Origin of the sequence: Acinetobacter sp. YH12137, assembly GCF_013418535.1 — a bacterium.
In the GTDB taxonomy this organism is placed as follows: Bacteria; Pseudomonadota; Gammaproteobacteria; order Pseudomonadales; family Moraxellaceae; genus Acinetobacter.
In genome coordinates, this window is the sequence record NZ_VPBW01000045.1 from 1 (window position 1) to 18,906 (window position 18,906).

Genomic DNA, 18,906 nt, shown 5'->3' on the forward strand with positions numbered 1-18,906 from the left:
TTGAGAAAGTTGGGTGTATTTCTTCATTGTGTGCTTTCCAATTGCGAGTTGAAAAAGTCTAATGATTCTATGAATACACCTAACTTTTTCAACTAACTACAAATGTGTTGCACTTGGGATTTGAATCCACGTGTTTAAAAAATTTACTGAAGGAAATGGTGTTCATTTGGCAGCTGTAAATTAAATATTTTAGAAAGAAAAAAAGGATGACCGAAGCCATCCTTTTTTAAACTGAGTACGACTTATTTTACGCCGTGTACAGCTAGGTAATTTTTGATCACAGTGTTGAACTCATCTGATTTTTCAACTTGAGACCAGTGACCACATTGACTGAAGATGTGTGCATCAGCATTTGGCACGATGTTCAGGATGTCCCAAGTACGAGAAACCGGAATGACCACGTCTTGAGTACCATGAATCAATAATACAGGTACAGTGATGTCTTTCATTTTTTCGAAGTCTAACGGGAATTCGAAACGGTCACGGTCACGTGCGCCCACTACATCCATCAAACGATTTGATGCATAGTCATTTGCAGCAGAAGCAAAACGTACTTTCACCAGTTCGTCGGTGATCAGATCTTTGTTCACCACGAACATAGACAGGGTTTTCTTGATACCTTCTTCAGTTAATACTGGGTTTGCGTGTGCTTTCAGCGCAGCAGTCTGTTTTGCACCGCCAGTACCCATAGACACGATACCTAGAACACGTTCAGGATAATCAAGTGCCATCTGGAATGCCAACCAGCCACCCAGAGAGTTACCCACTAACCAGGTTTTTTCGATACCTAATGCATCTAGAGTACGTACAGCATGATCCACCCATGCACGGATACCATAAGCAGTACCTGGTGCAACCACAGTTTGACCATAACCAATGGTATCGATTGCGATACAACGTGCTTGTTCACCAATTGAAGGTAGGTTTAACCACCAGTTTGCAGCAGCAGATACACCCGTACCTGAACCGTGCAGGAACAGAATAGGCGTACCTTCACCAATTTCATGGTAGTGAGTCAACTCACCTTCTGCAGTTTCAATCCATTTGTCTTCTAAGCCGAAGAAAGGATCTGTTTTATAATCAGGGATTTGAACAGTGCTCATCATGATTCCTCTTACAGTTTCTTGCTTGCGTGTTCCTCGATGACGAGAATTCGACGTCAAGTTGACTCATTAAAAATGATCTTTTTACCGTCTTATATTAACCGCTCTACTGTCTTCAACTGATATAAAATTACGATTGCATACTACAAAAAATATATTATTTAAGTATTTGTTTTAATTAATTATTTTAAATTTAAAACCTTGTTTAATTTAAGGCTTTGATTAAGTTCTTAACTCAAAAAAAAGCAGCCAGACTACTGACTGCCCTTAAAATGCGCTTAACTTAGAATTTATGGGTATAAGTCGTCGCTACGCGGTATTCTTGAAGATCTGGTTTAGTAGGATTAGCAAAATTCACATCGATATACATTGCTTGGATGCCTAATCCTTTTAACTTACCCTCTGGAACAGTGTAATTCGCAATCAAATTTAGCTCATCAGTATTAAAGTTTTGATCACCTGATTGAGCATCATAACCTTTGAAATAAACCGCAGTTGCATTTAAGCCTTTGGCACCCATTTCAGAGAAGTCATAGCCATAAGAAACATTCCATGACTTTTCTTCTGGTGCAGTAAAGGTTGCAACGCCCCAGTTCACCAGATAAGGCTGCGGCACCCAGCCACCGAATGTTGGAAATGCAGTATCACCAAACATTTGCTGATAACCCAGACCTACGGTATGCGCACCATGATTAACTTTTGCCCCTACTGACAATGCCTGATTATCAATATCACCATACAGTTTGTCACCTGAATCTGAGTTATCAAAATAACGCACATGGCTATCTAATTTGGTTTTTTCGCCTAGCGCAGTTTTGTAATTCACACCCAAGTAATGCTGTTGGTAGATGTCTTGAACATCTGCATACCAGTAGCTACCACTAATTTCAGGCGTGAACTGGTGATCTACACCGGCAATCCACATACCATCAGATTCAGGACCTAAGTCATAATGACCTTGTCTACCATCAGGTAAAGTTCTACCTGGAGAAAATAAAGCTAAATCACGGAACTGATTGTCGTAACGATTATTAATTTTATCAATATAAGCCAAAGTCAGTTTGGTATCTTTAATCTCTTTAGATTCTAACCATACACCGCTATAAGTAGTGATGAGCTGACGAGATGGATCAAATACCAGCACTGGAGATACAGGCAATAACTCACCCACTTTCAGCTCAGTCTCAGAAACTTTAGCTTTTAAGGTTGCGCCAACTTTACCAAAATGATCTTTAGATTCTTTACCATCGTGAGGCAACACCCAATCCGGATTTTGATCACGGCCTTTGAGTTTAACTGCATGTTGAACCAGAACATCTGCACCAACCTGCACCCCACCACCAATATCGTGATAGCCTGACTTCGCATCCAAAGTCACACCTTGTGACCAAGAACCCCAATTACGTGAAGAAAAATCATCTTGATACTGACGATCTAGATAAAAGTTTTTAAATTTAAGCTGGACATTACTATCGTCAATAAAATCTGCATTCGCTGCAGTTGTTCCTAAACTTGCTGTTGCAGCAAGCATTGCTATCCATAAGTTTTGACGACGCATGGCTTATTCCTAGTAATCAAATTAAGCTATGCCGCTATCATGCTCAACTCTAGTTTTTTTAAAAATCCGACTACAGTATTAAAATTTTTCTATTAATCTCTATAGATAGAATAAGTATGCTGAAATTTGAAAAAGACTTATATTTATAAACAATTAACTAAAATAAAAAATTAACCAGATAATCAATATAAATCCATGTTTTCTCTTATATAAACAGCCATTATTTTTTTATAATTTAAAAATAACTTTTTATTTATCGTTTTTATGTTTAAGGAAATGTGTTTGATTATTTTCTTAAAATAAATAGTAATAATTAAAATATCTTATTCTATCGTTTTAATATCTTATTCATTTTATTCAAATAAATAAAAAAGCGCCCTTTCGGACGCTTTTTTTAAAATTTAGCTTTTAACTATTAAGCTTGAAGCTCTTTCGCTTTAGACATAGTCAATGCCAAATCTTCAATCATATCTTCCTGACCACCAACGGTGCCACGACGACCTAGCTCAAGCAGAATTTCACGAGCAGATACGCCATATTTTGCTTCAGCACGTTTAGCGAACAATAGGAATGAAGAGTAAACACCTGCATAACCCAGAGTTGCAGCATCACGGTCAGCACGGATCTGATGAGTCATCATTGGAATGATCAGATCTTCTGCAACGTCTTGTACTTTAAACAGGTCAACACCAGTTTCCATTTGCATACGGTTTGCAACCGCAACAAACAGTTCAAGTGGCGTATTACCTGCACCAGCACCCAGACCGGCAGATGCCAAGTCAACACGTGTTGCACCCGCTTGTACAGCAGAAACAGAGTTAGCTACGCCCATACCTAAGTTGTGGTGACCATGGAAACCGATTTCGATATCTGAACCCAAGTTAGCACGTAAGATACCTACACGGTCAGTCACGTCTTGCGGAAGCATATAACCAGCAGAGTCAGTCACATAGATACAGTTAGCACCGTATGACACCATTTTTTGTGCTTCTTCAAGTAATTTTTCAGGTGTTGCCATGTGAGCCATCATCAGGAAGCCCACAGTGTCCATACCCAGTTTACGCGCAGCAGTAATATGCTGTTCAGAAACGTCTGCTTCAGTAGAGTGAGTCGCTACACGAATAGTTGCTACACCTACATCATGTGCCATTTTCAGGTGATCAACCGTACCGATACCAGGAAGTAAAAGTGCAGATACTTTCGCTTGTTTCAGGTTTGGAATCACCGCTTTCAGGTATTCTTCATCAGTTGCAGCTGCGAAACCGTAGTTCACAGAGTTACCGCCAAGGCCGTCACCGTGTGTTACTTCAATCAGCGGTACACCTGCATCATCCAGAGCAGTTGCAATCGCAACCATTTGCTCAGGTGTAGTTTGATGGCGCATGGGATGCATACCATCACGTAAAGTCATATCATTAATAATAATCTTAGACATGAAGGTGCTCCTTAAGCTTCAACTGCATTTAAAACACGTTCTGCAAACATCTCTGCGGTACGTGCAGCTGCTGCAGTCATAATGTCGAGGTTACCTGCATATTTCGGCAGGAAGTCACCCAGACCTTCAACTTCAAGGAAGATCGATACGCGGTTGCCATCAAATACTGGACCATTCACCAGTTTGTAACCTGGTACGTATTTTTGAACCTCGAGGATCATCGCATGTACAGATTCAGTGATCGCTGCCTGATCTGGCTCACCTTCTACTAGACAGTGAACAGTATCACGCATCATCAGTGGTGGCTCAGCCGGGTTAATGATGATGATCGCTTTACCTTGTTTCGCACCACCGACTTTCTCAATTGCACCAGCAGTCGTACGCGTGAATTCGTCGATGTTTTTACGTGTACCAGGACCAACTGATTTAGTAGATACAGTCGCAATGATTTCGCCATAGTTCACAGGCTGAACGCGAGAAATCGCTGCAACCATAGGAATCGTTGCCTGACCGCCACAAGTTACCATATTGACGTTTGGCACTTCACCTTGTTCAAGCAATGCTTCAAGGTTGACAGGTGGTACGCAGTAAGGACCAATTGCAGCTGGTGTTAAGTCAATCATTAACACGCCAAGCTCGTTCAGCTTACGGCTGTTTTCAGCATGTACATAAGCAGAAGTTGCATCGAAGGCGATTTTGATGTCATCTTCAACTACGTGAGGCAGCAAACCGTCTACGCCTTCAGCAGTGGTTTTTAAACCCATTTTTGCTGCACGTGCTAGACCTTCAGAAGTTGGGTCAATCCCCACCATCCATACTGGTTCTAACCATTCGCTGCGTTGCAGTTTATAAAGCAAATCAGTACCAATATTACCTGGACCGATCAATGCACATTTAATCTTTTTCATGAATGTACTCTCTTGTATTCCCTTATTCAGCAGCAAAAGCAGCTGTTACTGAACCAAAGCCTTCAATTTCAACTTTGAATTCGTCGCCAGGCTGAGCTACAACCATTGGACCCAAAGCACCAGTCAAAATAATGTCGCCTTTTAGCAATGGACGGCCACGGCGTACCATTTCATCTGCCAGCCACACAGCAGCATTTAACGGGTTTGCCAGACATGCTTTACCCACGCCTTGAGAAACCACTTCGTCGCCACGTGTCATGACCATCTTGCAGTTCACAAGATCAAGGTTTTCCAGTTTGACAGGCTTAGAGCCCAGAACGAATGCAGCAGAAGATGCGTTATCAGCTACGGTATCAATCAGGCTGATTTTCCAGTTTTCGATACGGCTATCGACCACTTCTACAGCAGGAAGTGCATAGTCAGTTGCACTAATGATGTCTGCATACGTATGTTTTGCTTTAGTCAGATCTTCTTTGATGACCAATGCGATTTCAGCTTCAACTTTCGGTTGAATCAGCAAACCTGCAGGGATTGCTTCACCATCGCCATAGGCCATGTCGGCAAACAACATACCGAAGTCAGGCTGATCTACGCCAAGCTGTGCTTGAACCACTTTCGATGTCAAACCAATTTTACGACCTACCAGACGGCGACCTTCCGCCAGAGCACGCTCGGTATTTACTTCCTGAACGGCATAGGCAATATCTACGTCAGCACTTTCACCACCAAGTTCCGGGCGAATCGGTGCGATCGCAGTTTTTGAGAGTTCAGCAGTACGTAATGCTTGTGCAACTGATTCAACAACAGCAGAATTCGACATCAATGTTTCCTTAAACTGCAAAAATGAGGCTTATGCCGAGAACTAAGACAGGCAAAATGTTCTGACCTGATCATTTCGATCATTCCAATAAACAATTGCGCCTAGTACGGGCATATGAATAAACAGTTTTAGGATGGGAAAAATACGACGTGAATGCCAATAGTTATTTTATTTTTTGCAATAGCTATTATCTATAAATTAAATTTATAAAAATCAATTAAAAACATAATCTTATAATTATGAATTAAGTTATATCCAACTAAATAACTCAACAATCATGACAGAACAAAACCACTGTAATCACAACTTTAGACTAAAAGATAAGACCAGTTGTTCAAATCTACAGCATTGATCCGCATCTTCTATTTCAGAAAATGCCGGATCTTGAAGAATGACTAAGATACTGAATTAAATGGCTTCTTTCCATTGGACTTTAGCCAATAAAAAGTCATGCAAACTGCTGACATCCTTCACAATCGACAGTGGATTAAACTGTGCCAAAGTTTCCGGTGTATGGACGCCATAAGTCACGCCTACACTTGGCATGGCAATATTCATCGCCATTTCCAGGTCATAAGATGTATCCCCCACCATAATCGCTTCATGCGCATTGACACCAGTTTCAGCCAGAATTTCAGCCAGCATTAAAGGATCCGGCTTCGAGCGGGTTTCACTTGCTGCACGAGTGGCATGAAACAGCTCCAGACTATTAGTCTGCTTTAATACACGATCCAATCCTTTCCGGCTTTTACCTGTCGCCACTGCCAGTTTGATGCCTTCGTCTTTTAAGCTATACAGCATTTCAGAAACACCCTCAAACCAAGCATCATTCACTGAATTCGCCACATAGTGATCTGAATAGGCCTGCAAAATATCCGCATGTAATTCTGGCACACTTGGGAATAGCCGTTGGGCTACTTCCGGCAAACCTAATCCGATAATACTTTTCGCATCTGCATCAGTTAAAGGTTGCTGAAACTGTTGCGCAGCAAACTGTAAACTCGACACGATCTGACCCACTGAATCAAATAAAGTGCCATCCCAATCAAAAATGACCAGTTTTACAGGTGAATTCATATAAGGTTCCTAGTATTTGATTCAGTGTCTTTAAGCCCTCTCCTTCTAGGAGAGGGTTTGGGAGAGGTGAGTTAAATTAATTCCCCACCACAATTAACATCAGTGAGCAGCTGTTTTCGTATAGGTATTATCTACTTTTCAAGGATGAAAAGTAGCAAAAATCCTTTGTTACTCTGATGGCACGTCCCTGTACCACAGAGTAACAGCGACATCCATGTCGCCCTTCATTGATTTAGAAATTGTCTTGAATCATCTCTAATAAAGAGGGAAATTTCTCCCACTCAAGTAAAGCAAGATAAGACTCATCAAAAAGCTAAAAATTACTCGTCATCTTCAGCAATCGGTACAACTTTATCTGCCTTTTGCGCACGAAGCTGAGCCACAAGACTCTGCATATCTTCCGGCAACGGTGCTTCAATCGTCGGATAACCCGGAATTTCTAAGCGCATCGCATGCAGACATAAACGACGTGGTTTTGGTCCACGATATTCAGTTTCATGTCCGTATTTTTCATCACCTACCAGCGGATGACCAATGCTGAGACCATGTACACGAATCTGATGGGTACGACCAGACAATGGAGAAGCATACACCAGTGTCGCATGCATAAAACGCTCTGCCACATTCCACTGGGTTTTAGACTCTTTGCCTTCTTTAGAGACACGGACACGGCGCTCACCATTAGAAAGTTCATAACGATGCAAAGGTGCATCAATGAGTTGCTTATCTAGCGTTACCTGCCCTTTCACGACAGCGGCATAAGTTTTTTTAATCTTATGTTCACGTAATAAATCTTGTAGCGTTTTTAAGGTACTGCGCTTTTTCGAGATCATCACCAGACCCGATGTGTCACGGTCAATACGGTGAATCAATTCCAGGTATTTTTTACCTGTTGCAGCACGTAGGCCTTCAATCAGGCCATACGCCACACCGCTACCGCCATGCACGGCAATACCCGATGGTTTATTGACAACCATCAAGCCTTCATCTTCATATACCACACGTGACAGAAGACCTTGAGCCACCTTGTCCGAAATCGGCGCTTCTGATTCATCTTTTTGTTCATAACGAATCGGTGCCACACGAATCTGGTCGCCAATCGCCAGTTTGGTTTCGGCCTTAATGCGTTTTTTATTGACGCGAACCTGTCCTTCACGAATCAGACGATAAATCCGACTTTTAGGCACCCCTTTCAGACGACTGAACAGGAAATTATCGATTCGCTGTCCATCTTGATGTTCATCCACTTCAAACCAAGTGACGCTTTGCCATTGTTGTGTAGAATTCATACAGTTACTATGACCCAAAAATTACTAAAATTGATTAAAAACTGATCACTTAGGTTATGCTTTACACAAGAAACATAAGCTTAGCCCATAGGCAGATGATGCAAGGTTTGATATAGTCAGCGCACGGAAACCATCGTTTGTGAGTAAAAGTTGAAGCATTTCAGATTTCTCTGAACTTGATTATTCAATTAAAGACTCACATGATACGGGAAGGTCCCAAAAGAATTATGCCGACGCCGAAGGCTTATTATATCGGCAAACAAAGCAAACTGTTGCGTTTAATTGTACCTCAGGTACATAAATCAGTTTGTCTGAAAAAATATGTCGCCAACCTAGTTGGTTTTTAAACGTAAACTGATACACATCAGATTAGTCGCACCCTGAAGACGACTTCAGGCTACAGCGTTTGATGCATTGGATCTGCACAGTTTGTAAAGATACGACGACAATTCCGTATCAAGACACTTTCTATAAAGAAGGGATGATCTTCGAGCAATGTGACAGTGAAAGTTACTCACATCTAATGCACCGCTTGTCCGCCAGTGAAACGTTCAGGTGACTTTAATCGTTTAAAGATTGAAGCCGTATTGCCATCATCAATACGTGAATCAAAATACCGAAGCTGATCTATATTCAAGTAGACGCCGGGAATAAAAGACTCAGACCACAATGCCAAGCATTGGAGATCTGGGCCATTGATCCGTGATGTGTGATGTTCGCTACGTGAATAGCGATTTTTTGCTGTGTATCACTATAAGGTGTTACACCCATGAAACGTATGTTGATTAATGCAACACATGCCGAAGAAATTCGCGTTGCACTTGTCACTGGTCAGCGTCTTTACGATTTCGATTTAGAGAATCGTACCCGTGAACAAAAAAAATCTAATATCTATAAAGGTCACGTGACTCGCGTTGAACCTTCTTTAGAAGCTGTATTCGTTGAATACGGCGCAGGTCGCCAAGGCTTCCTGTCTATGCGTGAAATCGCAAACTCTTATTACAAAGCCGATCCTCGCCAAACTTCAAATATCCGTGAACTGATTACTGAAGGTACTGAACTTCTGGTTCAGGTGGAAAAAGAAGAGCGCGGCAATAAAGGCGCTGCTCTCTCAACTTTCATCTCTTTAGCTGGTCGTTATCTGGTTCTGATGCCAAACAACCCGAAAGGTGGCGGTATCAGCCGTCAGATTTCTGGTTCAGTACGTGAAGAACTGAAAGAAATGCTGGCCTCTTTAAATGTGCCACGTGGTATGAGCGTCATTGTTCGTACAGCAGGCATTGGCCGTTCTCAAGAAGAATTACAGCTTGATCTGCAACATTTACTAGACCTTTGGGCACAAATCCAAAGCACTGCAAATTCAGGTCCATCACCTATGCTGGTCCATCAGGAAGCAGGTGTGGTAACTCGTGCCATCCGTGATTACCTGCGTGATGATGTAGCAGAAATCCTGATTGACTCTGAGCAAGCTTATAACGAAGCTTATAACTTCGTTAAAGCAGTAATGCCGCTTCAGTTAGACAAACTGAAAACTTATACATTGAATGAGCCTTTGTTTGCGCATTTCGGTATCGAAAGCCAGATTCAGACTGCTTATGAACGTGAAGTAAAACTGCCTTCAGGCGGTTCGATCGTGATCGACCAAACTGAAGCTTTAGTTTCAATCGACATTAACTCGGCAAAATCAACTCGCGGTCAGGACGTTGAAGATACAGCGTTAAATACCAACCTTGAAGCCGCTGAAGAAATTGCTCGCCAATTACGTTTACGTGATATCGGTGGCTTAGTTGTCATCGACTTCATCGACATGACCAAAGACCGCAACCAGCGTATGGTAGAAGCGAAACTGCGTGAAGCAACTCAAAGCGACCGCGCACGTATCCAGTTCGGCCAACTGTCTCGTTTCGGCCTGATGGAAATGAGCCGTCAACGTCTGCGTCCATCGCTTGAAGAAGCAACTGGTTATGTCTGCCCACGCTGTCATGGTACCGGTATGGTACGTGACCTGCGTTCTCTATCACTTTCAATTATGCGTAAAGTGGAAGAAATCGCACTACGTGAACGTCATGGTGAAGTTCAGGTTGAAGTACCGGTAGAAATTGCGGCGTTCATGCTCAATGAAAAACGTCACAGTCTGGTATATCTGGAACAAACTTCAAATACACGTGTAACTGTACTTCCACATCCACACTTGGAAACACCTCACTACGAAATTTCGTATAACCCTGAAGGTTTCGCACCGACAAGTTACGAGCGTACTGAAGCAACCCGTTCAAGCGAAAAAGAACTGGGCTATGAGTCTTCTGAGTGGCATTTAGAAGAAGAACATACGCATACCGCTGCACCAGCACCTGCTCAGCAGCAAAACAACGGCAAAAACAATAAACGCCGCAATAACCAGAATCAGCAAAACGTACAGCAAGCACCTGCTGCACAACAGGCACCTGCTCAAGTTGCCGCACCTGCTGCCAGCCCATGTGCATGGTTAGAAAACCTGTTTGTACAAAAACAGGCAACTACTGTTGATCAATCTCGCACAGCGAACAATGCTGCTGCTGCTATTGAACAGATGGTGAATGGCGGTGCAGTGAGCCGTGGCCAGTTCGGCCAGGTTGCTCCTGTAACACCAGCAGTATCCGCACAGCCAACAGCTGTTGCAGCACCAGCAACTACCGGCAATGCTTATCTGGCGCCATCGACTGTAGTCCATAAACCAGAGCGTGATCAGTCTGAAAAAGCTGAACGTGAAGAGAAATCACAGCGTCATAACAAGAAAGCACGTAGCAACAAGCACAAAGAGCCACGTGAACAGGCGCAGTCTGATAATGCATCACAACATCAGGTGCATGAAGAAGTGGTTCAGGTTTCTCGTCAGGAACAACGTCAGGAAGCGCGTGAAAACAAACGCAACTCTCGCCGTCAGCACCACAATGAGTCTGCACAGCAAAGCGATACTCACAGCAATGAGCAACAGCAAAACGTGCCACGTCGTGACCGTCGCAACCAGCAACGTCCAGAACGTCCAAATCGCCACCGCGATCCAAGTGTTCTAAATGAACAAGCTGCACCTCAAGCACCTGCTGCCGTTGAAGCGCCAGCAGTCAATGAAAAGCAAGTTCGTGTGGAACTGGTCGATGCTCCTCGTAAAGAAGTGATGCCAACAGCAATGGTGGTAAATATTGACGAGGCGAAAAGCGAAATTGTGGCATTGAATGACACTGCTCCAGTCGCAAAACCTGCTGTTGAAGTGACTGCCCCTGCCGATGCTCCTGTAGAAGCACCAGCTGCGGAAGAGTTCCTGGCTGAAGTGACTGCATCTGCTCCTGCAGAGAAAACGCCTGAAGCTCAGTCATCATCAAAACAGCGTGCCAGCAATGACCCACGTCAACGTCGTCGCGACCGTCGTGCTGCACAAGGCCAACAGGCGAAAACTCAGCAATTGACACCATCACAGGTGCCAACACTTGGCCAATACACTATTGGTAGCCTGATTCGCCATGTTTATGGTGAAGACTGTTCAGTCCTGATTGAACAGTTCGGTCTGTTGCCAACGTTTAACCGTGCATTGCAAAAGTTCACGCAGGAATATAATGCGACTTTAGCAACGGTTTCGACCGCGACCACAGAGAAAAAACCTGTAACTCGTGATGTAGAAGTCAGCAAAGCGCAGCCTGAAGCAGAACCTGCTCCTGTGCTGGATTTAACTCCGCCTGCACCAGTTTCAGAGAAACGTGTGGCGAATGATCCACGTGAGCGTCGTCGTCTCGCCAAACTGGCTGCCGAGCAAGCATTACAGCAGGCTAAACAGCAAGCACAAGCTGAAGCAGAATCTACTGCGGCTGAACCTGCTGCAGAAGCAACGGCTCCAGCGGAAGAAGCGAAAGCTGAAAGTGCTGAAGCTGCACCTGCTGAAGCTCCGGTAGCTGCAGTAGAAAGTGCTGATACAACTGAAGCGACTCAAACTCCTGAGCCAGCTGCTGAAGCATCTGTAGAAACTGCGAAAGCTGAACAAGCTCCCGCTGAAGAAGTCACTGAAACGACTACAGTTGAAGTAACTCCAGCAGAAAACGAAGCTACGCCTACCGAAACTCCGGAAGCCGATAAAGCTGAAGAAGCTGTAGCAAAAGCTGAAAAACCGGCTGCCCGCCCACGTCGTCCACGTGGCCGTCCACCGAAAAAAACCAATACTGCAACTGAGTCATAATTCGCCCAATTGCAATTAACTAAAAAACCTAGTCATTTCGGTGGCTAGGTTTTTTTTGCTAGATTTTGTCAGAATAGGTTGATTACTCTAGTTTCAACACGCTAAAAGATGGCTATCATCCGTTTATTGCATATAAATTAAACGCATTGGATACGAAAAATAATAGGACGCCCATGACCCAGACGAACCAACCCGATCTTATTGGCATTGCAGATGTCGCAGCCAAAATCCCTGCCTTCATCAGTAAGGTCCCTAATCTGCTGAACGGACTGCGACAGGCTTATTTACGTACTCCCAATACGCCCGCAGGCCTGGGTTTGGCTTTTGAAAAAGCAACGCAGCGTAATCCTGAAGGTATTGCATTACGTTTTGAGGATCAGTCCTATACCTATGCTCACCTAAATGGCTGGGCGAACCAGATCGCACATTTCTACCTTTCTCTCGGTGCACAGAAAGGTGATGTGGTGGCTGTAATGGTCGAGAACCGTCCGGAGTTCATTGCCAGTGTGATTGGTCTGGCCAAGCTAGGCATCACGATTGCGCTGGTGAATACCTCTCAGGTCGGTAAAGTCCTGACACATAGTATTAACCTGGTGAAACCGATTGCAGTCATTGTCGGTGAAGAGTGCCGTGCTGCCGTTGATGAAATCCGCAATAATCTCAATATTGCCGCTGACCGTTTCCACTGGTTTGCCGATCAGAACACACAAGAAAATACCGGACAAGCACCTGAAGGGTTTATCAACCTAGCAGAGCAGATTGACCAGTTCCCGAAATTCAATACACCGACTACGCATTCGGTACAAGGCAAAGACGGCCTGTTCTATATCTATACTTCAGGTACTACCGGCTTACCTAAAGCGGTGATCTTTACCAATAGCCGCTGGACACTCGCCTATGGCACCTATGGCCATGTCCTGAACCTGAATAAAGATGACGTGATGTACTGCACCCTGCCGCTTTATCATGCGACAGGTATTGTGGTGTGCTGGTGTGGGGTGATTGCCGGAAGCAGTACTTTTGCCATCCGCCGTAAATTCTCCACCTCTTCCTTCTGGAAAGATGTCAAAAAATTTGATGCTTCTGCGATTGGTTATGTGGGTGAACTTTGCCGCTACCTGATGGATGCGCCACCGTCTGAACTGGAAAAAGGCCATCGCGTTACCAAGATGATTGGTAATGGCATGCGCCCGAATATCTGGGATAAATTCAAATCCCGTTTTGGCATCAAGGAAGTACTGGAACTGTATGCCTCAAGTGAAGGTAATGTCGGTTTCAGCAATGTCTTTAACTTTGACAATACTGTCGGTTTCTCACCAACACCTTATGCCATTATCGAATTTGATAAAGATAAAAATGAGCCTGTGCGTGATGCCAAAGGTCGCTGCAAACGGGTAAAAAAAGGTGAAACCGGTTTATTGATCGGTAAAATTACCCGCCGCTCCCCTTTCGATGGCTATACCGATCCGGAAAAGAACAAGGCAGTCATCATGCATGACGTGTTCAGTAAAGGTGATTCCTACTTCAATACCGGCGATCTGGTGCGTAATATCGGTTTCCGTCATGCCCAGTTTGTCGACCGTCTCGGTGACACCTTCCGCTGGAAAGGTGAAAATGTTTCAACGACTGAAGTCGAAAACATGCTGACCGAGTATGACAAAATTATCGAAGCTGTAGTTTATGGTGTAGAAATTCCAAATACCAATGGCCGTGCCGGTATGGCTGCAATTACCCTGCAACCGGGAAGCACCCTGGATGAGCAAGACCTGAAAAATATGGTCAGCACCTTTAAACGCTGTCTGCCTGCATATGCAGTTCCAGTTTTTCTGCGCATTCAAGAACAGGTAGAAACGACCGGTACCTTCAAGTATCAGAAAAACAAACTGAAAGAACAGGCTTTTGACCCAAACAAAACCGATGAACGCTTGCTGGTTTTATTGCCAGGCAGCGATGCGTATTGTGAGCTGACTCAAGAAATTTTTGAGAACATTCAAGCCTATCAATATCGTTTCTAAGTGCTGAAGTTGCCTATTTTTTGTTTAGATAAAGCAGAATTGTTGTATTTATAATCAAACATAGGCAACTTTGTTATTTTTTACTTGCGCTGCAATGAGATCTTGCTACAATACGCTCCATCAAACAAAGTGGTGCTTTCAGAACTCTTTAGTTTCTTTTGCACTGCACAATTAAGCCTTGCTTGATTGTTGGTTCAGGGCCGTTAGCTCAGTTGGTAGAGCAGTGGACTTTTAATCCATTGGTCCCGCGTTCGAGTCGCGGACGGCCCACCATTAAATTTGATATCCCCTGATGGGCCGTTAGCTCAGTTGGTAGAGCAGTGGACTTTTAATCCATTGGTCCCGCGTTCGAGTCGCGGACGGCCCACCATCATTTCTAAAATCTCTTTTTAGAAACTTCAATCAAAGCTACTTTGATTACCCGAATGGGCCGTTAGCTCAGTTGGTAGAGCAGTGGACTTTTAATCCATTGGTCCCGCGTTCGAGTCGCGGACGGCCCACCATTCTCCCCTCTATATTTATTTCTTCTTTCAATATTCTTATAATATTTCCTATATTATTCAGTTCATTCTTTTTATTTAAGCGCAATTCATCCTGACAATTTTAGAATCGCCATTTCCATTTACTCTGTTTTAAATTCTTTAGAAACTCTATTGCTTTTATTCAGTGATCTTAAATTCAGAATCTTTGACCAGCTCATACGCTTTAGAAGGTGCAGGATAACCCTGATCAAATAACTGCTGGTTTGCCCGTTCTTTTTCGTCATAAATTTTTTCCAGATTCATGACCAGATGGGTTGGGCTTTTAATTGTATAATAGAATTTTGCCCCCTCTTTACGGTCCACGATCAGTTCAGTTTGTTCCGGATTAATCGTCCAGCGGTCCTTACGATAGGTCACATTGCTTTCGGTCTGAACTCGTCTGGAATTATTCACAAAGACTTTGCCATAATGCACGATACTGCGATGCACTGTACCATCTGGCAATAAAGTCAAAATAAACACCGATTTCCCTTCCGTACAAGGTGCAAACCGTCCGTCACAATCAATCTGGGTAAGATAACGCCCGACATAGCTTTTGGCATAATCCGGTACAGGTTTAGGATCGACATTTGGTTCTACAGGCAATGCATTATAGGTTGCAGTCTGGGTGAGCGATTTAGCATTACGGGTGTCATAACTTTCATTGGCGGCGGAGATGACTACGCCATCTTGTGCCAAAGTTTTCGTAGTATCAGGTAAGGGTTTGCTTTGATGGTCATCACAGGCAATCAGTCCTGCAACACTTCCCAGCACAAATCCAAGCCGGCATAAACCACTTAAATGATGCGATACATTCGATTTCATTTTAAAAATATACCTGAAGGGGTGCACATCTATATAGACAGACGACTCACTGAAAACTTATAAGTTTTAATAATGAATTCAATGGAATTTTTATGATCTTAGTGATTTTTTAAGGATTATTTAATCTCCCGTAACATTACTTAACGAATTTATTTTCAATAGATACTTTAAAAATTTAGATAAAACTCCATTCTTATAAATATGAGTCATTTTTTAGACTCAATCTTATTTTTTCTATCAGGAGACTTGGATGGCCAATGTTGGTTTATATCGCTCTAACCGCTCAAACATGATTGCAGGTGTAATGGGTGGTATTGCTGAACGTTTTGGTTGGAACGCAAATTTATTACGCTTGATCTTCGTGATTATTTCGGTCATGAGTGCTGCTTTCCCGGGTATCTTAGTTTATCTGGTTCTATGGTTAGTGATGCCAAAAAAGAATTCTATGCCTGATTATGCTGCGAGCAGAACTGATTATGAACGTCCTGTGCGTACCGTGAATCAGGATAAAGACTACCGATAAAATCGTTTCCTCTTTCACCTAAATATTCATATGGTGAAATTTTTATGCCACGGTCCTTCCCCCAAAAGATCGTGGTTTTTTTTGTCTGATTTTTAGGTTTTGGTCTTATTACCATTTTACGCTTTACCCTACTCGCCTATTCAGGATAAGTTGATACTTTCTACTTGAAATGGATTTCAGATGACGCAGGCAGAATGGATTGTACTTTGGCTGTGTGCGATCGCGGCATTACTGCATGGGGTCAGTGGTTTTGGCTTTCCTATGCTGAGTACGGCTGCCTTATCCAGTGAATATGCCTTAAGTACAGCAGTCACCTTAGTGATCCTCCCCTGCCTGTTATTGAACCTTTGGATGCTCAATAGCGATCCAAAACATAGCCTGTTGCAGAGCATTTGCTATTATGTCTCACACTATTGGCCACTCATGTTAAGCAGCTTGGTCGGTAGTGTGCTGGGGGTCAAATTACTCATCTGGATCAATGAAGGCTATCTTAAATTATTACTGGGTCTGGTGATTATTTTCTATGTACTGGATCAGTTACGCTCTACTCCGCTTCGGGTCAGTAGCAGTCAGCTCAGTATGCTAGGATTCGGTTTACTGGCCGGCATGATTGGAGGTGCAACCAATGCCATGGCACCCTTCCTGATGATGTATCTGCTTAGCTGTCAGCTCTCCAAAACTGATATCGTCATTATCAGTAATCTCAACTTTATTGCCAGCAAACTGGTGCAGTTGACCTTACTCTTCCCGATCCTCATTTCTTTACAAACCCATCAGCGACATATCCTGCTCGGAATCACGTTATTTGCACTCATCGGCGTCTGGTTAGGGGGAAAAATACGGCATCGACTTTCCCAGCAACATTTCAAATATCTGGTGCTGTTTTTTCTATTTGGACTGGGGATTTACGCACTTTGGCAAAGTGTGGGATTATTACAACACTCTACTATACTGTTTAAATAATATCTTTTTTAATCAAAACACATATTCACTTTTATAAGAATTTCAAAAACGCTTTTAAATAAAAAAGTTGAGCAAGGAGGTTGTATGAACGACCCTTTACGCACCCCGACTAATGCCATGCCAAAAGGAATTCGCAAAGGCTGGATTTTAATTGTGATCGCTGCCGTGATCTCTTATGGCTTGTATCATATTTTACCCTATGACGAAAATGCCAATAAGGGATTGGCCCTACTGACCTTTATCGCCATTCTATGGCTGACCGAAGCCCTGCATATTACGATTACAGCCCTACTCATACCGGTACTGGCGATTGTATTGAGTATGCCGATGGCAGATGGTGATGAACTGGTACCGATTAGCATGCAGGCAGCACTCGCTACCTTTGCCGATCCCGTGATTTTCCTGTTTTTTGGTGGTTTTACTTTGGCTACGGCGCTGCATATCCAGAAACTGGACAAGAAGATTGCCACATGGATTATCTCGCTCTCCGGTGGACATCTCGGTGCTTCGGTACTGGCTATCTTTTTAGTAACTGCTGCCCTGTCGATGTGGATTTCCAATACCGCCACCGCAGCTATGATGTTGCCTCTGGCGCTGGGTTTACTTGCGCATCTGGATGCCGAAAAAGAACGTAAAACCTTTGTATTTATTCTGCTCGGGATTGCCTATTCAGCCAGTATTGGTGGCTTGGGCACCATCGTCGGTTCTCCACCGAATGCGATTGCAGCCAAAGCCCTCGGTTATGACTTCGCTGACTGGATGAAAGTCGGCCTACCAATGATGTTCATCATCCTGCCAGCAATGTTGATCAGTCTGTATCTGGTGCTGCGTCCAAAGCTGAATCATAAGGTGAATTTTGTCACCGAAAATATTCCCTGGACCACCACCCGTATTGCGACGATGGTGTTGTTCCTCTGTACGGCGATGGCCTGGATTTTCAGTAAAAAATTGACTGAAAATTTCGGTATTTCACAGCCTGATACCTGGATCGCGATTCTGGCAGCCTGTCTGGTGGTGATTCTGGGTACGGCTACATGGAAACAGGTTGCTGAAAATACCGATTGGGGCGTGCTCTATCTGTTTGGTGGCGGCTTGACCTTAAGTGCTGTCTTGAAGGATTCAGGCAGTTCTCTGGTTTTAGGTCAAACACTGGCAAATGCTTTCGGTGACTCCTCGCCTCTCGTAATTATCTTCGTTGTGGCAACCTTCATCATCTTCCTGACTGAATTTACCAGTAATACTGCCTCAGCTGCCTTACTGGTTCCGGTCTTTGCCGCCATTGCCGACCAGATGGGTATGCCTAAAGAGATTCTGGTGATTGTGATCGGGATTGGGGCTTCTTGTGCCTTCATGCTACCTGTGGCGACACCACCGAATGCGATTGTGTTTGGTACTGGCCATATTCAACAAAGTGAAATGATGAAAGTCGGCTTTGTCCTGAATATCATGTGTATTTTCTTGGTTTCCCTGTTTATTTACTGGTTCTTTATCTAAGTTTAAATAAATCCAGATTCCAAATTAAAAAGCACCCGAGGGTGCACTGCTGTCCCATAGTTTGCTTTAAATAAAAAAACCTGAGTCCTAACAGTTAAAATATGAGTGCAAACAAACACTTTAACGACCAGGATTCAGGTTTTGTCACATCAGAATACCGTATTTCATGAG

The 18,906-nt window shown here is 43.5% G+C and carries 13 protein-coding genes and 3 tRNA genes; 8 read left to right on the forward strand and 8 right to left on the reverse strand.

Annotated features, from left to right (window positions below; translation table 11 throughout):
- Positions 1-242: 242 nt before the first annotated feature.
- The 7 genes from FTU72_RS14545 to FTU72_RS14575 all read right to left on the reverse strand — a co-directional run bounded on the left by FTU72_RS14545 (position 243) and on the right by FTU72_RS14575 (position 8,190).
- Positions 243-1,103: an alpha/beta fold hydrolase gene (locus tag FTU72_RS14545; protein WP_004781813.1), complete on the reverse strand. Its 861-nt coding sequence runs from the start codon at positions 1,101-1,103 to the stop codon at positions 243-245.
- A gap of 283 nt (positions 1,104-1,386) precedes the next feature.
- Positions 1,387-2,661 carry an OprD family outer membrane porin gene (locus FTU72_RS14550; RefSeq protein ID WP_180053044.1) on the reverse strand — a complete coding sequence of 425 codons (1,275 nt, stop codon included), beginning with the start codon at positions 2,659-2,661 and terminating at the stop codon, positions 1,387-1,389.
- Positions 2,662-3,076: 415 nt separating this feature from the next.
- The gene (gene dmpG, locus FTU72_RS14555) at positions 3,077-4,096 is read right to left on the reverse strand and encodes a 4-hydroxy-2-oxovalerate aldolase (protein ID WP_125279391.1); all 1,020 of its coding nucleotides are present in this window, start codon (positions 4,094-4,096) and stop codon (positions 3,077-3,079) included.
- An 11-nt stretch (positions 4,097-4,107) separates the two neighbouring features.
- Positions 4,108-5,004, reverse strand: coding sequence for an acetaldehyde dehydrogenase (acetylating) (locus FTU72_RS14560; protein WP_004781810.1), 897 nt, complete (start codon positions 5,002-5,004; stop codon positions 4,108-4,110).
- A gap of 22 nt (positions 5,005-5,026) precedes the next feature.
- A complete protein-coding gene (locus FTU72_RS14565) occupies positions 5,027-5,824 on the reverse strand; it encodes a 2-keto-4-pentenoate hydratase (RefSeq protein WP_004781809.1) in 798 nt (265 codons plus the stop codon).
- A 408-nt stretch (positions 5,825-6,232) separates the two neighbouring features.
- On the reverse strand, positions 6,233-6,901 hold the full coding sequence (locus tag FTU72_RS14570; protein WP_180053045.1) for an HAD-IA family hydrolase: 669 nt from the start codon (positions 6,899-6,901) through the stop codon (positions 6,233-6,235).
- A gap of 320 nt (positions 6,902-7,221) precedes the next feature.
- The gene (locus FTU72_RS14575; RefSeq protein WP_180053046.1) at positions 7,222-8,190 is read right to left on the reverse strand and encodes an RluA family pseudouridine synthase; all 969 of its coding nucleotides are present in this window, start codon (positions 8,188-8,190) and stop codon (positions 7,222-7,224) included.
- A 769-nt stretch (positions 8,191-8,959) separates the two neighbouring features.
- Between FTU72_RS14575 and FTU72_RS14580 the strand changes: the two genes are divergently transcribed.
- The 5 genes from FTU72_RS14580 to FTU72_RS14600 all read left to right on the forward strand — a co-directional run bounded on the left by FTU72_RS14580 (position 8,960) and on the right by FTU72_RS14600 (position 14,912).
- Positions 8,960-12,394 (forward strand): Rne/Rng family ribonuclease, encoded by a 3,435-nt coding sequence (locus FTU72_RS14580; RefSeq protein WP_180053047.1) that lies wholly within the window; start codon positions 8,960-8,962, stop codon positions 12,392-12,394.
- 173 nt (positions 12,395-12,567) lie between these two features.
- Positions 12,568-14,409 (forward strand): long-chain-acyl-CoA synthetase, encoded by a 1,842-nt coding sequence (locus tag FTU72_RS14585; RefSeq protein ID WP_180053048.1) that lies wholly within the window; start codon positions 12,568-12,570, stop codon positions 14,407-14,409.
- A 197-nt stretch (positions 14,410-14,606) separates the two neighbouring features.
- Positions 14,607-14,682: transfer RNA gene (locus FTU72_RS14590), tRNA-Lys, on the forward strand.
- Between the two features lie 21 nt (positions 14,683-14,703).
- Positions 14,704-14,779 (forward strand) — tRNA-Lys (locus tag FTU72_RS14595).
- 57 nt (positions 14,780-14,836) lie between these two features.
- Positions 14,837-14,912: transfer RNA gene (locus FTU72_RS14600), tRNA-Lys, on the forward strand.
- Between the two features lie 156 nt (positions 14,913-15,068).
- On the opposite strand, the gene FTU72_RS14605 is transcribed toward FTU72_RS14600, so the two are convergent.
- Entirely contained in the window at positions 15,069-15,755 is a 687-nt protein-coding gene (locus FTU72_RS14605; RefSeq protein ID WP_180053049.1) for a hypothetical protein, read from the reverse strand.
- Between the two features lie 250 nt (positions 15,756-16,005).
- On the opposite strand from FTU72_RS14605, the gene FTU72_RS14610 reads away from it, so the two are divergent.
- From FTU72_RS14610 to FTU72_RS14620, 3 genes are all read left to right on the forward strand, one after another.
- Positions 16,006-16,278: a PspC domain-containing protein gene (locus tag FTU72_RS14610; RefSeq protein WP_034169835.1), complete on the forward strand. Its 273-nt coding sequence runs from the start codon at positions 16,006-16,008 to the stop codon at positions 16,276-16,278.
- 180 nt (positions 16,279-16,458) lie between these two features.
- Entirely contained in the window at positions 16,459-17,241 is a 783-nt protein-coding gene (locus tag FTU72_RS14615; protein WP_180053050.1) for a sulfite exporter TauE/SafE family protein, read from the forward strand.
- Positions 17,242-17,325: 84 nt separating this feature from the next.
- Positions 17,326-18,735 carry a DASS family sodium-coupled anion symporter gene (locus FTU72_RS14620; RefSeq protein WP_180053051.1) on the forward strand — a complete coding sequence of 470 codons (1,410 nt, stop codon included), beginning with the start codon at positions 17,326-17,328 and terminating at the stop codon, positions 18,733-18,735.
- The last annotated feature ends 171 nt before the right edge of the window (positions 18,736-18,906 follow it).

What these genes read in the sequence shown, in the direction of transcription:
- FTU72_RS14545 (WP_004781813.1), bottom strand. Translation starts at nt 1,103, where the DNA reads ATGAGCACTGTTCAAATCCCTGATTATAAAACAGATCCTTTCTTCGGC.
- FTU72_RS14550 (WP_180053044.1), bottom strand. Translation starts at nt 2,661, where the DNA reads ATGCGTCGTCAAAACTTATGGATAGCAATGCTTGCTGCAACAGCAAGT.
- dmpG (WP_125279391.1), bottom strand. Translation starts at nt 4,096, where the DNA reads ATGTCTAAGATTATTATTAATGATATGACTTTACGTGATGGTATGCAT.
- FTU72_RS14560 (WP_004781810.1), bottom strand. Translation starts at nt 5,004, where the DNA reads ATGAAAAAGATTAAATGTGCATTGATCGGTCCAGGTAATATTGGTACT.
- FTU72_RS14565 (WP_004781809.1), bottom strand. Translation starts at nt 5,824, where the DNA reads ATGTCGAATTCTGCTGTTGTTGAATCAGTTGCACAAGCATTACGTACT.
- FTU72_RS14570 (WP_180053045.1), bottom strand. Translation starts at nt 6,901, where the DNA reads ATGAATTCACCTGTAAAACTGGTCATTTTTGATTGGGATGGCACTTTA.
- FTU72_RS14575 (WP_180053046.1), bottom strand. Translation starts at nt 8,190, where the DNA reads ATGAATTCTACACAACAATGGCAAAGCGTCACTTGGTTTGAAGTGGAT.
- FTU72_RS14580 (WP_180053047.1), top strand. Translation starts at nt 8,960, where the DNA reads ATGAAACGTATGTTGATTAATGCAACACATGCCGAAGAAATTCGCGTT.
- FTU72_RS14585 (WP_180053048.1), top strand. Translation starts at nt 12,568, where the DNA reads ATGACCCAGACGAACCAACCCGATCTTATTGGCATTGCAGATGTCGCA.
- FTU72_RS14605 (WP_180053049.1), bottom strand. Translation starts at nt 15,755, where the DNA reads ATGAAATCGAATGTATCGCATCATTTAAGTGGTTTATGCCGGCTTGGA.
- FTU72_RS14610 (WP_034169835.1), top strand. Translation starts at nt 16,006, where the DNA reads ATGGCCAATGTTGGTTTATATCGCTCTAACCGCTCAAACATGATTGCA.
- FTU72_RS14615 (WP_180053050.1), top strand. Translation starts at nt 16,459, where the DNA reads ATGACGCAGGCAGAATGGATTGTACTTTGGCTGTGTGCGATCGCGGCA.
- FTU72_RS14620 (WP_180053051.1), top strand. Translation starts at nt 17,326, where the DNA reads ATGAACGACCCTTTACGCACCCCGACTAATGCCATGCCAAAAGGAATT.